The sequence below is a fragment of the Microbulbifer maximicatervae (SeqCode) genome (assembly GCF_056231245.1).
This window is the reverse complement of the sequence record NZ_CP174334.1, coordinates 1,976,442-1,991,465: the sequence shown is the minus strand read 5'-3', so window position 1 is coordinate 1,991,465 and position 15,024 is coordinate 1,976,442. Positions and strand designations below refer to the sequence as shown.

The following is a 15,024-nucleotide window of genomic DNA, read 5'->3' as shown; positions in this document are numbered from 1 at the left end:
GCGGCAGATTATAAGGATGAGTTTTGTAAAAAATAGCCCGTAAAAATTGGCCAAAATGTTGTAAATTTTCTACAAAAATTGCAAAACGCCAGAATAAAAGACCTTTGCCCCATTCCTCCCCTACAATAGCCCCCTCACGCCGACAAACTGAGAACAAACATGGCAAAAGACAAGCGCACGGCTTTTTTTATCTCCGACGGAACCGGTCTCACCGTCGAAGCGATTGGCCACAGCCTACTCGCACAGTTCCGCGATCAACAAGTTGAGCAGGTCACGCTTCCCTATATCGACTCCACCGAAAAAGTTAAACAGGCCCTGCAACGCATAGAAAAAGCAGCCGATGAATCCGGTTTACAGCCGATCATTATTACCAGCATTGTTTCTGACAAGATCCGGGAACAGCTGCACCAAAGCTCTGCGCTGATGCTCGATATCTTCGAGAACTACCTCACGCCACTGGCCAATCTGTTTAACCGGGATCCAGCGCAGATGGTCAACGTCTCTCACGGCATTGACGACAACCGTCGCTACACCGACCGGATTGAAGCAGTGCACTTCGCCATGGACAATGACGATGGCCGCAGAGTCAGCGAATTCCAGCAAGCCGATGTAATCCTGTTGGGCGTTTCCCGCTCCGGCAAAACGCCTACCTGCTTGTACCTGGCACTTCAGTTTGGCCTGCGCGCGGCAAACTACCCCATCACCGAAGAGGATATGGACTCCACCACCCTGCCCAAGATCCTGCGCCCGTTTCGCAACAAGCTGTTTGGCCTGACAATCGAGCCCGAGCGTCTGATGCAAATTAGACAGGAAAGGCGCGCCAACAGCCGCTACGCTTCTAAGGAACAATGTGAATTCGAGGTGCGCCAAGTTGAGCAAATGCTGAGGCGGGCCCAGGTGCCTTTCCTCAATGCAACCCAACTTTCGGTGGAGGAACTCGCCACCCGCCTGATGTCTCAGGCCGGTATTGAGCGCAGGATTGACTAAAGAGCCACACACCCTTTAATTGCCGCCGCAAAATGTGTAGTGTGCGCCGTCTTCCGGACTGCTGTAGCTTGATATGCAAATTGTCTCTCTGCCCTACTCATTAAACACGCCCGCCGCATTTGCAGCGATAGCGGATTTACCTATCCCCGTTTGGCTCGACAGCGGTCGACCTCTCGCGGAGGGTGGGCGCTATGACATCATTAGTGCCGACCCAATAAATACCCTCGAGTTAAGTGCCGACACGCCCGAGCCATTTGCCCGGCTGGATGACCTCGTGTGCGAACTCTGCCCTCAGGACAGGGACTCACAACTGCCTTTTTGCGGCGGGGTTATTGGTTACGCTGGCTATGAACTCGGTGTAGAGGGCAATTATCTGCCGGCAGATATGCGCCCTACGGACTTGCCCGCAGGCTTTTTTGGTCTCTACACATGGGCCTTTATTGCCGACCACCAACTGGGCAGCAATCACCTGGTTTTCCACCCCGCCTGCCCCCCCCAGCAAGTTCGCGAATTGATACAGCGATTTAAAGCTATCAACTGGGAGACCACGCTTACGCCCGGGGACTTCCGGCTGCATTCACCATTTGAGCACGAACTGAGTGCAGATGAATATCGGGCACAAATTGAGCAGATACTGGAATATATCGCCGCTGGCGATATCTATCAGGCAAACTTTACCCAGCGTTTCAGGGCCCCCTACAGCGGCGATCTGCTAACAGCTTACCTGGCATTGCGCTCTCAAGCTGCCGGTCCCTTTTCTGCTTATATGGCCCTGCCCCATGGCAGCCTGCTCAGTATGTCGCCGGAGCGATTTATCCGAGCTGACGGCGCCAGTTTGCGCACGGAACCGATTAAAGGCACTGCAGCAAGACACGCTGATAAGATGGCCGATCAGCGCGCCGCCTTCTCGCTACAGAGAAGCCCCAAGGACCGGGCGGAAAACCTGATGATCGTCGATTTACTGCGCAATGATTTGAGCAAGCTGTGTCGCAGTGGCACCGTACGTGTTCCCGAGCTATTCCAATTGGCGAGTTTTGCCAATGTCCACCACTTGGTCAGCGTAGTAACTGGTGAGCTACCCGAAGAGTCAGTTTATAGCGAATTACTCGAAGCTTGTTTCCCCGGCGGGTCTATCACAGGTGCTCCAAAGCGACGCTCAATGGAAGTGATCCGTGAGCTGGAATCCAGCCCCCGGGGGATTTATTGCGGCAGTATTGGCTACATCAGCAGCTGTGGCCGCGCTGACACCAATATCGCCATCCGGACCTTCAGTGCCAACGATGGACATCTAACCTGCGCGGCAGGTGGTGGGATCGTTGCAGATTCCGATCCCACTTCAGAGCATCAGGAGTGCTTGGCCAAGGTGCGCTTACTACTGGAAACTACTGAACAATTTTTGCAGTAGGCATCAAATCGCCGAAAAACGACTAAAAATTAGCCTATTTTGGCGCCTTTTGTAGCATCACTACAAATTTCAGTTATAAAGGTATCGGCGATTGATATTTCAAAGTTATTAGGGGTTCTGATAGATTCAGTCCATCTTGCCTTTAATGGCATTGCACTGGATCAAGGAAATTATCGTGAAGATCACACTGGTCAAGAAAATTCTCGCCGACGGCTCGCCCTGCGCCAAGTGTCGCGACGTTGAAGAAAAGCTGGAAGAAAATGGCCAAATGCAATTTATCGACCAGACACTTATCGCCGACGTGCGTGACCCGCAAAGCCCGGGCTTACAGCTGGCTCAGCAGTACAAGGTAGAGCGAGCGCCCTTCTTTGTCGTAGAGCGCGAAGGTAAGAAAGCAGAGATTTTCACTGTTTACTTCAAGTTCGCCAAAGAAGTGCTGCGCCCCCTGATCGAGATGGAGGCTTCATAGCCTCCATCCCTTAGCTTTATTCGGCACTTCCATTCAGCAGCAGCTCTAGTAAACCGGCAACTCCATATCGGCGAACAGCGCATCGACCTCAGAACGGGATGTCGCCTGTGCCGCCTGGTCAATCAGCTCACGGCTGAGGTGGGGGGCAAATTGCTGGATAAACTCATACATAAAGCCCCGCAGGAAAATCCCCTTACGGAAGCCAATTTTCGTAACACTCGATTCAAATAGATCACTGGCATCGAGAGCCACAAGGTCCTCATCTTCGCCATCAACGGCCATATCAGCCACAATGCCAATTCCCAATCCCAGGCGCACGTAAGTTTTGATTACATCAGCATCGGCGGCGGTAAAGACTACCTTAGGTGACAACCCTTTCTCCAAGAAAGCTTCATCTAACTTGGAGCGGCCGGTAAACCCAAATACATAAGTAACTATCGGGTACTTCGCCACGTCCTCAAGGGATAGCTTGCTCACTTGGCAAAGCGGGTGATCTTTCGGTACCAGGATGCAGCGGTTCCAGCGGTAGACAGGCATCATCACCAAATCGCTGAAAAGCTCCAGAGCTTCGGTAGCAATAGCAAAGTCTGCAGTGCCATCTGCCGCCATCTCAGAAATTTGCATAGGGGTTCCCTGGTGCATATGCAGGGAAACCTCCGGATAACGGCCTATAAACAACTTAATAATCGGGGGCAAGGCATAGCGCGCCTGGGTGTGAGTGGTAGCTACAGCGAGACTACCTTTTTTATCATTGCTGAACTCTTGCGCAACCTGTTTGATATTCTCCACTTTGCGCATAATTTCGCCGGCAGTCTTTAAGATTGCCTCCCCTGCCGGGGTCACCCTTGTGAGATGCTTGCCGCTGCGTGCGAAGATTTCTACACCAAGCTCATCCTCCAAAAGTCGGATTTGCTTACTGATTCCCGGCTGGGAGGTATAGAGGCTCTGCGCTGTAGCAGAAACATTGAGGTCGTGATGTGCCACTTCCCAGATATATCTCAACTGCTGCAGCTTCATAGATCCTCCCTTTCATTAAGTTCGCTCATGGCCGAGAGCGAGTAATACCATTTTTTGATCGATAGTTATAAAAACTATCTTGAGTTATACGAGAAAAGAATAGCAGTGAATCAAAGCCAGGGCCAATGGACGGTTGAATATCCGTGGTAGAGACGAAAGTGTCAATCAACTTTGGGGGATCCCGGACTTTCTGTCGGCTTTATTTTCTAATAATTAGAGCTAAGCCTCTCGGATGAGGGCCGGGAAAAATTCGAACATTATCGGCATAGAGAGCACTGAGTGATAACGTACACCTTTATCACTTTTGAACTTTTTATACCTCTGCATTTGCGATTCCATGAGGAACATGGCCCGTAGCCACATGCTCACCTGCAGAAACACAGTGACTAGGCTGATCATCAAAGAAGACATCGGCGCCAAAAGCCCGCAGGAACTCACCTTTAGGAAGCCCGCCGAGAAAAACTGACTCATCCACCCTAATATCCCAGGCGCGCAATGTCCTGATGACCCGCTCATGGGCCGGTGCGGAACGTGCCGTTACCAAAGCCGTTCGTATCGGGCAGGTATCCATCTCAAATTCAGCCTGCAACCTCTGCAAAGCCTCAAGGAATCCCTTAAAGGGCCCTCCCCCCAGTGGCTTCTGTGCTGAGGCACGCTCCGCCTCAGTAAAAGCAGCCAGGCCTTCCGTTTTGTAGACTCGCTCAGCCTCATCAGAGAAGATTACCGCATCGCCGTCAAAGGCAAATCGCAACACATCATCACGATATTCGCGGTTTCCTCCGGCAACCAAGGTTGCCGCAGCAACCCCCTGCTCCAACGCTTGGCGGACATCTACACCATCAGCAGACAAAAACAGGTTGCATCCAAATGGGCCAATATAACGGTAAGGGCTTCCACCATTGCAAAAGGCCGCACGAGTAATATTGAGTCCATAGTGCTCTATCGAGTTAAATACCCTTAATCCGGTATCGGCACTATTCCTTGATAGCAGGATCACCTCCACCCGTGGCTCACCGCCAAGAAGCTCATTGATCTTTAGAAACTTCTCAACCAGAGGGAATGCGTCCCCTTTTTCCAGAACATCGTTCTCACGCTCAACTTGATAATGAGAAAAGGCGTGCAATCCCTGCTCCTCAAATACCTTGTGGCTATCGCTAAGGTTAAACAGAGCGCGAGAGGAAATAGCGATTACTAACTTATCTGGACGCACAGCCATTAGAGAGCCTCTACATCGTTAATCCACCGACACCGCAGCTTCACTGAGGGCAGTGAGAGTCTACGACAAATCTCAAACTTATATTCCACAAATTGAGCGATATGTACAGATAAGAATGCCAGCCCTTCCCGATGTTACCTACAGAGCGCTGCACAAGTGTCCAGGGAGTCAAAGTTGCTTTGACTGCGGGATTAAGACGATGGAGCAAAACATTTCAAAATTCGAAATTGAAACCGCTCCAAACTACCGCGTGCATTTTTCTACAGTAAAGTTTTGGTAGAGTTAATATCCACCCCCATCAAGCTCAGAAAGGATTAATACTTTAATCCTTTAGTTTGACACCCCCTTAAAGAACCCAGATTAATACACCCCTTCAAACTTAACAAACATATAGCACCCCACTCATGCAAATTGAATTAAATTGAAGAATTTCGCACCGGAAATAAACAAAAATAACAAAACCACAGAAAGCTTTACCGTTTAAATACAACTCAAAAAAAGTTTGCCATTCAGAAAAAAGCTATAAACTAACCAATTAAAACCCCTCAAATAACCAAAGTTGCAAATATCTGAATTCGTGACATACACATCAAAAAAACAATTTGATCTTTCAAGTTTACATCCACTACAAAAAAATTATTGTCAGGAATAACAACAAGGGATATCGTTATTTCGCCTGACAACGGCAAACAACCCCCAAGAAAATTTTGCACATAAACTCCATACAGCTCTCAGCTCATAGCTCATAGCGCGAGATATTCTTGGGGTGTGATTCAATTGGCCGCTTAACCAGACAGCATTAACCACTGAGCGTTTATTTTATGCTCCCGGTTAACTATGGCCATTAAATTATAATCATAAAGAGAATTACTTAATGAAATATTTGTTAGGAGCCGCTAGCACACTCGCACTCGCTATTAGCGCCCAAGCGGCGGAGCGTATTAATGTCACACCAGAGTTACTTTCCAATCAGTCCCTAGCCTCAATCGCTGGCTCAGATATGAAGCTGGAAAAGGTTCGCGAGCGCACGCTCGCCAACGGGAGAACGGTTGCCCGATATCGGCAAACTCACAAAGGCATACCCGTTTGGGGGAGAACCATAACCAGTTCCAGGCAAGGCTTAACTGAAAAAGTGAGAGGCCACGTACTCTCAGGCCTAGAGTTGGAGGTACCTACCGCCCGCGCAACGATTGATGCCGATAATGCTATTGATCGAGCCATGAACCATCAGCTGAATCTGCGCACTCAGGATGGTGACAGTAAAAAAGCTCTCTCAATGTCGTCCATGCGCTTCAACGCACGAAACCAGAAAAAAGAGCTCTATGTCTATGTCGATGAAAACGACCAGGCGCGATTAGCTTATTTGGTTAACTGGGTCGAATACGGAGATGAGCCGAGCAGACCGTTCTATTTTGTAGACGCACTTACTGGCGAAGTTATCAAGCAATGGGACGGCCTTGCCTTCCAGGATGCTACAGGCCCCGGTGGCAATGAAAAAACCGGGCGTTATGAATATGGAACAGACTTCCCTGCCCTCGAAGTTGACAATAACTGCTCCATGAACACTGCTAACGTAGAAACCGTGGATTTGAATCACGGTACAAGCGGAGGTAGCGTTTTCTCCTTCACCTGTCCGGAAAATGATTACAAAGAAATCAATGGTGCTTATTCTCCATTGAATGATGCCCACTTCTTCGGCAACGTCGTTTTCAATATGTATAGTGACTGGTATGGAACATCGCCCCTCACACAAAAATTGAGAATGCGAGTTCACTACAGCAACAACTACGAGAACGCCTTCTGGGATGGCAGCCAAATGACATTTGGTGATGGCTTCACAACCTTCCACCCTCTTGTCAGCTTGGATGTATCCTCTCATGAGGTGAGCCATGGCTTTACTGAGCAAAACTCCAACCTGACCTACGCCAACCAATCCGGCGGCATCAACGAAGCCTTCTCTGATATGGCCGGTGAAGCTGCCGAGTTCTACATGAAGGGCACTAACGACTGGATGGTGGGGGCCGATATATACAAGGCTGATGGCGCTCTTCGCTATATGGATGACCCCACCAAAGATGGCAGATCCATTGGCCATGCCTCCGACTACTATAGCGGCATGGACGTGCACTACAGCTCCGGCGTATTCAACCGGGCTTTCTACTTGATTGCCAACTCAAGCGGCTGGAACACCCAAACTGCTTTCGATATCTTTGTGCTTGCTAACCAAACTTATTGGAATCAAAGCACTGATTACATTGAAGGTGCTTGCGGAGCCCTGTCAGCTACTGAAGATCTCGGATACGATACTGCAACAGTAATCGCAGCGTTCGACACCGTAGGGGTATCTACCAGCAACTGTGACGATGATGGTGGTTCAAACTCAGAAGGCTGGGAAGAAACCAACTTATCAGGCCGCCGAAATAGCTGGCAGCACTTCACCCTGGATGTACCATCAGGCTCATCATCTTTGACCGTCGAAATGCTCGGCGGCAATGGCGATGCCGATTTGTACGTCCGTTATGGTGCCACCCCAACCACCGACAACTGGGATTGTCGTCCTTACGTAAACGGCAATAATGAATTCTGTAGTTTTAGCAATCCAGCTGCAGGTACCTGGCACATCAGTGTACAAGGCTATATTTCGTACAGAGGCGTAACCCTTTCCGCCCAGAGCCAGTAATATTTAAGGCAGGTGCCGACACATTAGTGTGTCGGCATTCTCTATCACATCACTCAAAGACTAGCTTCCAAACCTATCTAACAAACTGTGGAAAAGCATCCCCAACACCAACCCCGGCCACCTCAATAAAGTGCCACCTGGAAACTCTACTTTAGGAAGAGAAGAAAACACGTTGTAACCCTCACTCTCCCCATAAATTGCATCAGCCAGAAGCTTACCGGCAAAAGTTGCCGTAGGCACTCCATGTCCAGAATACCCCTGACTGTAATATAGGCCCGACTGCAACTGCCCTATACAGGGCATCCGATTCATAGTAATGGCCAGCGTACCCCCCCAGCCGAAATCAACAGCAGTATTTTCCAGTTGCGGGTAAACCCTCAACATATACTTGCGGACGAAACTGCGAATATCTTTAGGGAAACGCCTGGTGTAATTTTCCCCTCCCCCAAAAATTAAACGATTATCGCCAGATAATTTCCAATAATTTATAACAAATAGAGTATCTTGCAGTGCGAAGTCATTGGCTATGATTTCCCTAGCGAGCCCCTCCGGTAAGGGCTCTGTTGCCAGCACAAAATTATTTATTGGCATTATGCGCCCCGCTAAGCGGGGCTCAAGATCTTTCAAATAACCATTGCAAGCTAAAATCAACTTTTCGGCCTTCACCTTTCCTCGTGCAGTTTTCACCGTAAATGGAGAAGAGCTCGAATACCCTTGCACACCACTACACTCAAAAAACCTGGCACCGGCAGAAACTGCTGCGCGGGCAAGACCTAATGCAAAATTGAGAGGATGAAGATGTAGCGAACCAAAATCCAGCTGTGCGCCGAGATATCGTTTGCTACTTACAAGCTGTCGAACTTCTTCTTTATCTATATACTCAACTTGCCTGTAATCATATTTCTCTCTGAGCTCTTCAGTTTCATCCTGCAGATATTTATCGTGACTGGATTTCGCTGCAAGATGCATGATCCCGCGTTTTAAATCACATTGAATCTGGTGCCTGACTATAAGACTTTCCACCAGTTGAACAGCGTTGATACTCAAATCCCAGAGCTGCTTAGCGGTGTCGAACCCGAACATGGCTTCCAGATCACCCTGACTTCGCCTTTGTCCAACACCGACATGTCCTCCATTCCTTCCTGATGCGCCCCAACCAATCCTATTAGCCTCCAGAAGCACCACACGGTAGCCGCGCTCTGCCAAGTGCAAAGCACTGGAGAGTCCCGTATAACCACCACCAATGATGCAGACATCTGCCTCCACGTTACCTTCCAGGCATGGATACTCCTGAAGGTCGTTAGCTGTAGCGGCATAATAGGATTCCGTGTGCTCATCCAACCTATTCATCACCTTCATATTTCTACCAGATACCCTCAATGCCATTTAAATAAACGGCCCTGTTCCAATCGGCAGTATATAGTTCCTTTACACAGGAGGAATTATTTTCAGCGCAACGCTTTCCGGCACTGATCATAGAATTTCACTCAGGAAGAAAAAGTAAGCAATGGCTATCCAATGGATAAAATTACAAACTGGCTGGCAAATCACAATATTGCAGAAGTTGAATGCCTTGTTCCCGACATGTCAGGTAACGCCAGAGGAAAGTTCACCCCCACCGATAAGTTCTTAACTCAAGACAGCCGTTTACCGGAAAGCATTTTGGTGCAAACTGTCACGGGGGATTATGTCGACGAACACAATGAGCTTGTTGATCCAGCAGACACCGACATGCTCCTAATCCCTGACCCCAACTCAGTGCGCCTAAACCCTTGGGCCAATGATCCGACAGCACAAATCATTCATGACTGCCATTCTCGAGATGGGGACCCTCACCCTATCAGCACCCGTAATATTTTAAAATTTGTCCTCGAAAAATATGCAGACAGAGGATGGAAGCCTATTGTCGCCCCTGAGGTAGAGTTTTATCTTGTAAAAAGAAACCTGGACCCGGATGAAAAGCTATCCGCGCCTGTGGGAAGATCGGGACGCACAGAAAAAACCCGACAATCCTATAGCATTGATGCGGCCAATGAATACGAGCCCATCATTGAAGACATGTATGATTTTTGTGAAGCTCAGGGGCTTGATGTCGACACACTGATCCACGAATCAGGCACTGCCCAGATGGAAATTAACTTTCTACATGGAGATCCACTTCATTTAGCTGACCAGGTCTTTACCTTTAAACGCACAGTGCGCGAAACGGCTCTGCGCCACGGCATTTATGCAACCTTCATGGCAAAACCGATGGAAGACGAACCTGGAAGCGCGCTGCACTTACACCAGAGTGTGGCGGATAGAAAAACCGGTGAAAATATTTTTGTCGATAATACAGGAAAAGAGAGCAATAATTTCTTGCATTTTATTGGCGGCATGCAGAAATACACTCCCGGTTTTATTAGTTTTTTTGCTCCAAATGTAAACTCCTATCGCCGCTTTACACCTGAAATGGCCGCACCCACCAGTCTCCACTGGGGTTACGACAACCGAACAACAGGCCTTCGGGTTCCCGACAGCTCGCCACAAAGTAAACGTCTTGAAAATCGTTTTCCCGGAGCAGACTGCAATCCCTACCTTGCCATAGCAGCTTCTCTTGCCTGCGGGTATTTAGGAATGACCAATAAAGTCGCACCGAGCGCACCTTATCAGGGCGACTGCTCCAAAGAGTCAATTACACTTCCCCGCACCCAGGAACATGCCCTGACACTCCTATCAGATTGTGATGAAGCAACAGAAATGTTTGGCAGTAAATTCGTAAAAGCCTGGAGCGCAATCAAGAGAAATGAATATGAAGAGTTTAATCGTGTGATCAGTTCGTGGGAGAGGGAATTTCTATTATTAAATGTATAAATAACCGTTCCACTAAAAGCTAACAGAAATAATAAACTGTTATCGCCAAATTTATTTTTTCGGAAAAAACAACTCATCTTTTCCACCTCACAGGCAGAACATCACTTCCTAATTTGTGACGATCCGAGCAAAAATATCGAAAACAATTCAAATATATTAGTTTGCCATCACCTTTTTGTTGCCTAGATGCGTATGCAGGGTAATCTCAAGTTGCCCAATTAATTAGGGCAACCGGTTTGAGAAAGCGAACGCCACTGCCGCTACCGCGGTCCCTTCCTGGCGACGGTTATCTTCTGCTGTCTTACCACATAAAAATCCAGCCTGTATTGGCCAACCAGATTTAATACGGTCCCCACAAGGGAAATACGGCTGTATACCGGCGGATTCATATATAAAAAAGCTATAAAAGGGAAAGCTAGCAATGAAGCATTTTGTAGGACTAAGCTGCACTTTAGCCTTGGCTATTAGTGCACATGCTGTTGAGCGCGTCCCCGCCACGGCGGACATGCTCTCACCACAAACTTTAGCTGCCACCGGCGGATCGGATATGGCGCTCGAAAAAGTTCGTGAGCGCACTCTCGTCAACGGCAAAACCGTAGCCCGCTACCAACAGACTCACAAAGGCATTCCTGTCTACGGCCAAACAGTAACCAGCTCCGGGCAGGGTCTGATTACTGAGGTTCGCGGCAATGTCATCACTGGGCTGGAACTGGAAGTACCCAATATCAAAGCATTTATCAATGAAGATAATGCTATTGAGCGGGCAATGGACCACCAGATCAACTGGCGCACGCAGCAGGGCGTTATCCAGGGAGCTTTGTCAGTTCAGGCTTTGAAGCTGGAAGCACATAACCCCAAAAAGAAACTCTACGTCTATATCGATGAGCAAGACAATGCCCGCTTGGCTTACCTGGTCAACTGGGTTGAGTACGGCGATGAACCCACACGCCCCTTCTACTTTATCGATGCAATGACTGGCGAAGTTCTCAAGCATTGGGACGGCTTGAACTTTGCACAAAATGCGACAGGCCCAGGGGGCAATTCAAAGACCGGGCGCTACGAGTACGGTACTGACTACCCCCACATGATTGTTGACGACAGCTGTGCCATGGATACGGACAATGTAGAAACCGTTGATATGAACCACAGCACGAATGGCGGTAGCATCCACTCGTTCACTTGCCCGGACAATGACTATAAGTCAATCAACGGCGCTTACTCACCACTCAATGACGCACACTTCTTTGGCGGTGTGGTGTTTGATCTCTATAGCGACTGGTACAACACATCCCCTCTCACACAAAAACTGAGAATGCGGGTGCACTACAGCAACAATTACGAGAATGCCTTCTGGGATGGCAGCCAGATGACATTTGGTGATGGCCAGAGCTACTTCTACCCACTGGTTAGCCTCGATGTTTCCGCTCACGAAGTCAGCCACGGCTTTACCGAGCAAAACTCTGATTTGAATTACTACAATCAGTCCGGCGGTATCAATGAAGCCTTCTCTGATATTGCCGGTGAAGCTGCCGAGTACTATATGCGCGGCAGCAATGACTGGTTGGTAGGGGCCGAAATCTTTAAGTCCAGCGGAGCACTCCGCTACTTTGAAGATCCAACTGACGATGGCAGCTCTATCGGACACGCCGATGACTACTACAACGGCATGGACGTACACTACAGCTCCGGCGTCTTTAACCGGGCCTTCTACCTACTGGCGAACACCAGCGGCTGGGATACCCGCACAGCATTCGATCCCTTTGTTCTTGCCAACCAGATGTATTGGAGCGCCAATACAGATTTTGATGAGGGTGCCTGTGGTGTTTTCTCTGCGGCATCAGATTTAGGCTACGACACTGATGATGTTGCTGCCGCCTTCTCCACGGTCGGCGTTTCCACCAGCAGCTGCGGTGGCGGTGGCGGTGGTGGCGGTGGTAATGAAGGCGGAGAACTCGAAAACGGGGTTACGGAGACCGATATCGAGGGCGGCAGCGGTGATGAAGTTAACTTCACCCTGGATGTACCTGCTGATGCCACAGACCTGTCTTTTGTAATGTCCGGCGGAAGTGGCGATGCCGACCTCTACGTTCGCTTTGGTAGCGCGCCGACCACCAGTACTTATGACTGCCGTCCGTATAGTTCTGGCAACAATGAAACTTGTGATATCGCTGACGCTGACCTGCAGGGCGGAACCTATTACGTCATGGTGCGCGGCTACTCCTCCTTCTCCGATGTCACCCTGGTAGGCAGTTACACCGGTGGTGGCGGTGGTGGTAGCGACAGCTGGGAAGAAACCAACCTTTCTGGTTCCCGCAATAGCTGGCAGCACTTCACCATTGAGGTTGACGCTGGAGCTTCTACCCTGAGCGCCGTAATGGAAGGTGGCAGCGGAGATGCAGATCTCTATGTTCGCCACAGCCAAGAGCCTACCCGTACAGCGTACGACTGCCGCCCCTACCAGTGGGGCAATGACGAAAGCTGCACCATCAGTAATCCGGATGCTGGAACCTGGTATATCAGTATCCGCGCTTACTCTGCCTACTCTGGCGTTACCCTGAGTGCAAGCACTGAGTAATTGAGCTGATTTCCACCCAGCAGGTATCTGCTGGGTGGGCAAGCTCTAGATCGATCAAAGGATCGGTGGTGCACAAACAAAAAAGGCGGCCATATTGGCCGCCTTTTTTAATCAAACCCAGACAAATTATTTATGGCTTGGGTCTTTCCAGTAGTCCTTCACCGTATCTTTCATCTCCTTGGCCAACACAGTAATACCAAACAGGTTGGGCAAGGTCATTATCACAATGGCCACTGCAGAGAGGTTCCAAATAACTGTGGTGTCCTCAATCGCAGCCCAGAAGAATGCAATAACGTAAACTATTCGGTAAGGCATTACTGCCTTGGGGCCGAAAAGGTAAATCATTGAGCGGTCGCCGTAGTATGACCAGGCAATTGCTGTAGAGAAAGCAAACAGCAGAATCCCCAGAGTTACAATCAGACCACCGTATTCACCAAAGTAACCGCGCTGGAAGGCAAGATTGGTCAGGGCCACAGAGTGCACCAGGGACTTACCCCAAATATCCACATCTTCATTGGCAAACTTACCATCTTTCACATCCAGAACACCGCTGAAGCTGTCATCCCCCACACGGAAGTCCAGGTCTTCAGCAATAGAACGGGCGTGGATGAGGGTAAAGTCCTGGCTGTTCAGCGGGTGGCCGTCAGTCACAACAATGGAGCCGTTATAGGCCTTAACATCACTCTCCTGACCGCTCAAATACTTGAACAGCTGCTCAACATCCTGGGTATTCTTCTCATCGTAGCTACCCGCTACAACGTAAGTATCTGCACCTTCAAACAGGTTCTCGTGTTTCTCAGTCCAAACACCAGAAGAAAGAATCACAAGTCCGGTTAAGGTACAAATGATAATGGTGTCGATAAAGGGTTCCAGCAGGGAAACCATACCTTCAGAAACCGGCTCGTCTGCGCGAGCGGCGGCGTGAGCAATAGGTGCAGAGCCCTGACCCGCTTCGTTCGAGAAGAGGCCACGGTTCACACCACGGTTAAAGGCATAGGCAAAGCTCGCACCCAGGAATCCACCTACAGCCGCACTACCGGTGAAGGCATCGCGGAAAACAGCCCCAAAGGACGGCAGAATATTTTCGTAGTTGTAGATGATAACGCCCAAGGCACCTATTACGTAGATAACTGCCATGGTGGGAACAATGGTGGAGGTCACTTTAGCGATTCGGGTAATACCGCCAATAATCACCATGCCCAGCAAAATCGCCAGGATGCCACCCGTCAGAGCCTTCTCAACACCAAAAGAATCGTGCATTGCCTGGGCAATGTTGTTGACCTGGGGCAAGCTGCCGGTACCGAATGAACAGATAACGGTCGCGATTGCAAAGAGCACCGCAAGCCATTTCATATTCAAGCGACGCTCCATGTAAAACATGGGGCCACCCGCGTAATAACCATCCGCTGCTTTAATACGGTATTTGTGTGACAGGGTCACTTCCACAAACTTTGTGGTCATACCCAGGAATGCGGTCATCCACATCCAAAACAGCGCAGCCGGACCACCGAGGAAAATAGCCAAGCCAACGCCACCGATATTACCGGTACCTACGGTACCCGACAGTGCTGTGGCCAATGCCTGGAAGTGGGAGGTATCACCCGGGTCTCCGGGCTTGTCGTACTTACCGCGTACAATCTTGATCGCATGCCCAAAATAACGAAGCTGCGGAAAACCAAGATAAATGGTGAAAAAGAAACCGACTCCAAGTAACACCCAGGGGAACCAAGGTGCTGAGCCGAGCATGCCGTCTATTAACAACAGCAGATTGTTAAAGGAATCCAAACTAACCCCCCACTACTCTGACTTATTTCTGTTTGTT

At 49.4% G+C, this 15,024-nt stretch carries 10 protein-coding genes; 6 read left to right on the top strand and 4 right to left on the bottom strand.

The window, feature by feature from the left end; genetic code table 11:
- The first annotated feature begins 159 nt into the window (after positions 1-159).
- From ppsR to ACJJIS_RS08660, 3 genes are all read left to right on the top strand, one after another.
- Positions 160-987 (top strand): phosphoenolpyruvate synthetase regulatory kinase/phosphorylase PpsR, encoded by an 828-nt coding sequence (gene ppsR, locus ACJJIS_RS08670; protein WP_444896986.1) that lies wholly within the window; start codon positions 160-162, stop codon positions 985-987.
- Between the two features lie 73 nt (positions 988-1,060).
- The gene (gene pabB, locus ACJJIS_RS08665) at positions 1,061-2,392 is read left to right on the top strand and encodes an aminodeoxychorismate synthase component I (RefSeq protein WP_444917464.1); all 1,332 of its coding nucleotides are present in this window, start codon (positions 1,061-1,063) and stop codon (positions 2,390-2,392) included.
- 175 nt (positions 2,393-2,567) lie between these two features.
- On the top strand, positions 2,568-2,861 hold the full coding sequence (locus tag ACJJIS_RS08660) for a hypothetical protein (protein ID WP_475710016.1): 294 nt from the start codon (positions 2,568-2,570) through the stop codon (positions 2,859-2,861).
- Positions 2,862-2,906: 45 nt separating this feature from the next.
- Here the strand turns inward: ACJJIS_RS08660 and cysB are convergent, their stop codons facing one another.
- Together cysB and ACJJIS_RS08650 are read right to left on the bottom strand one after the other, a co-directional pair.
- Positions 2,907-3,878 (bottom strand): HTH-type transcriptional regulator CysB, encoded by a 972-nt coding sequence (gene cysB, locus ACJJIS_RS08655; protein ID WP_282932493.1) that lies wholly within the window; start codon positions 3,876-3,878, stop codon positions 2,907-2,909.
- A gap of 313 nt (positions 3,879-4,191) precedes the next feature.
- Entirely contained in the window at positions 4,192-5,094 is a 903-nt protein-coding gene (locus ACJJIS_RS08650; RefSeq protein ID WP_413662270.1) for a 5'-nucleotidase, read from the bottom strand.
- 874 nt (positions 5,095-5,968) lie between these two features.
- On the opposite strand from ACJJIS_RS08650, the gene ACJJIS_RS08645 reads away from it, so the two are divergent.
- Positions 5,969-7,774, top strand: a complete 1,806-nt coding sequence (locus ACJJIS_RS08645) for a M4 family metallopeptidase (RefSeq protein ID WP_475710015.1) — start codon at positions 5,969-5,971, stop codon at positions 7,772-7,774.
- A gap of 60 nt (positions 7,775-7,834) precedes the next feature.
- On the opposite strand, the gene ACJJIS_RS08640 is transcribed toward ACJJIS_RS08645, so the two are convergent.
- Positions 7,835-9,124 carry an NAD(P)/FAD-dependent oxidoreductase gene (locus tag ACJJIS_RS08640; RefSeq protein ID WP_475710345.1) on the bottom strand — a complete coding sequence of 430 codons (1,290 nt, stop codon included), beginning with the start codon at positions 9,122-9,124 and terminating at the stop codon, positions 7,835-7,837.
- A 168-nt stretch (positions 9,125-9,292) separates the two neighbouring features.
- On the opposite strand from ACJJIS_RS08640, the gene ACJJIS_RS08635 reads away from it, so the two are divergent.
- Both ACJJIS_RS08635 and ACJJIS_RS08630 read left to right on the top strand, forming a co-directional pair.
- Positions 9,293-10,627: a glutamine synthetase family protein gene (locus tag ACJJIS_RS08635; protein WP_282932490.1), complete on the top strand. Its 1,335-nt coding sequence runs from the start codon at positions 9,293-9,295 to the stop codon at positions 10,625-10,627.
- 421 nt (positions 10,628-11,048) lie between these two features.
- Positions 11,049-13,202 (top strand): M4 family metallopeptidase, encoded by a 2,154-nt coding sequence (locus tag ACJJIS_RS08630; RefSeq protein WP_475710014.1) that lies wholly within the window; start codon positions 11,049-11,051, stop codon positions 13,200-13,202.
- A gap of 126 nt (positions 13,203-13,328) precedes the next feature.
- On the opposite strand, the gene ACJJIS_RS08625 is transcribed toward ACJJIS_RS08630, so the two are convergent.
- Complete coding sequence (locus ACJJIS_RS08625) at positions 13,329-14,987, bottom strand: alanine/glycine:cation symporter family protein (protein ID WP_413662275.1); 1,659 nt, start codon at positions 14,985-14,987, stop codon at positions 13,329-13,331.
- Positions 14,988-15,024: the final 37 nt, after the last annotated feature.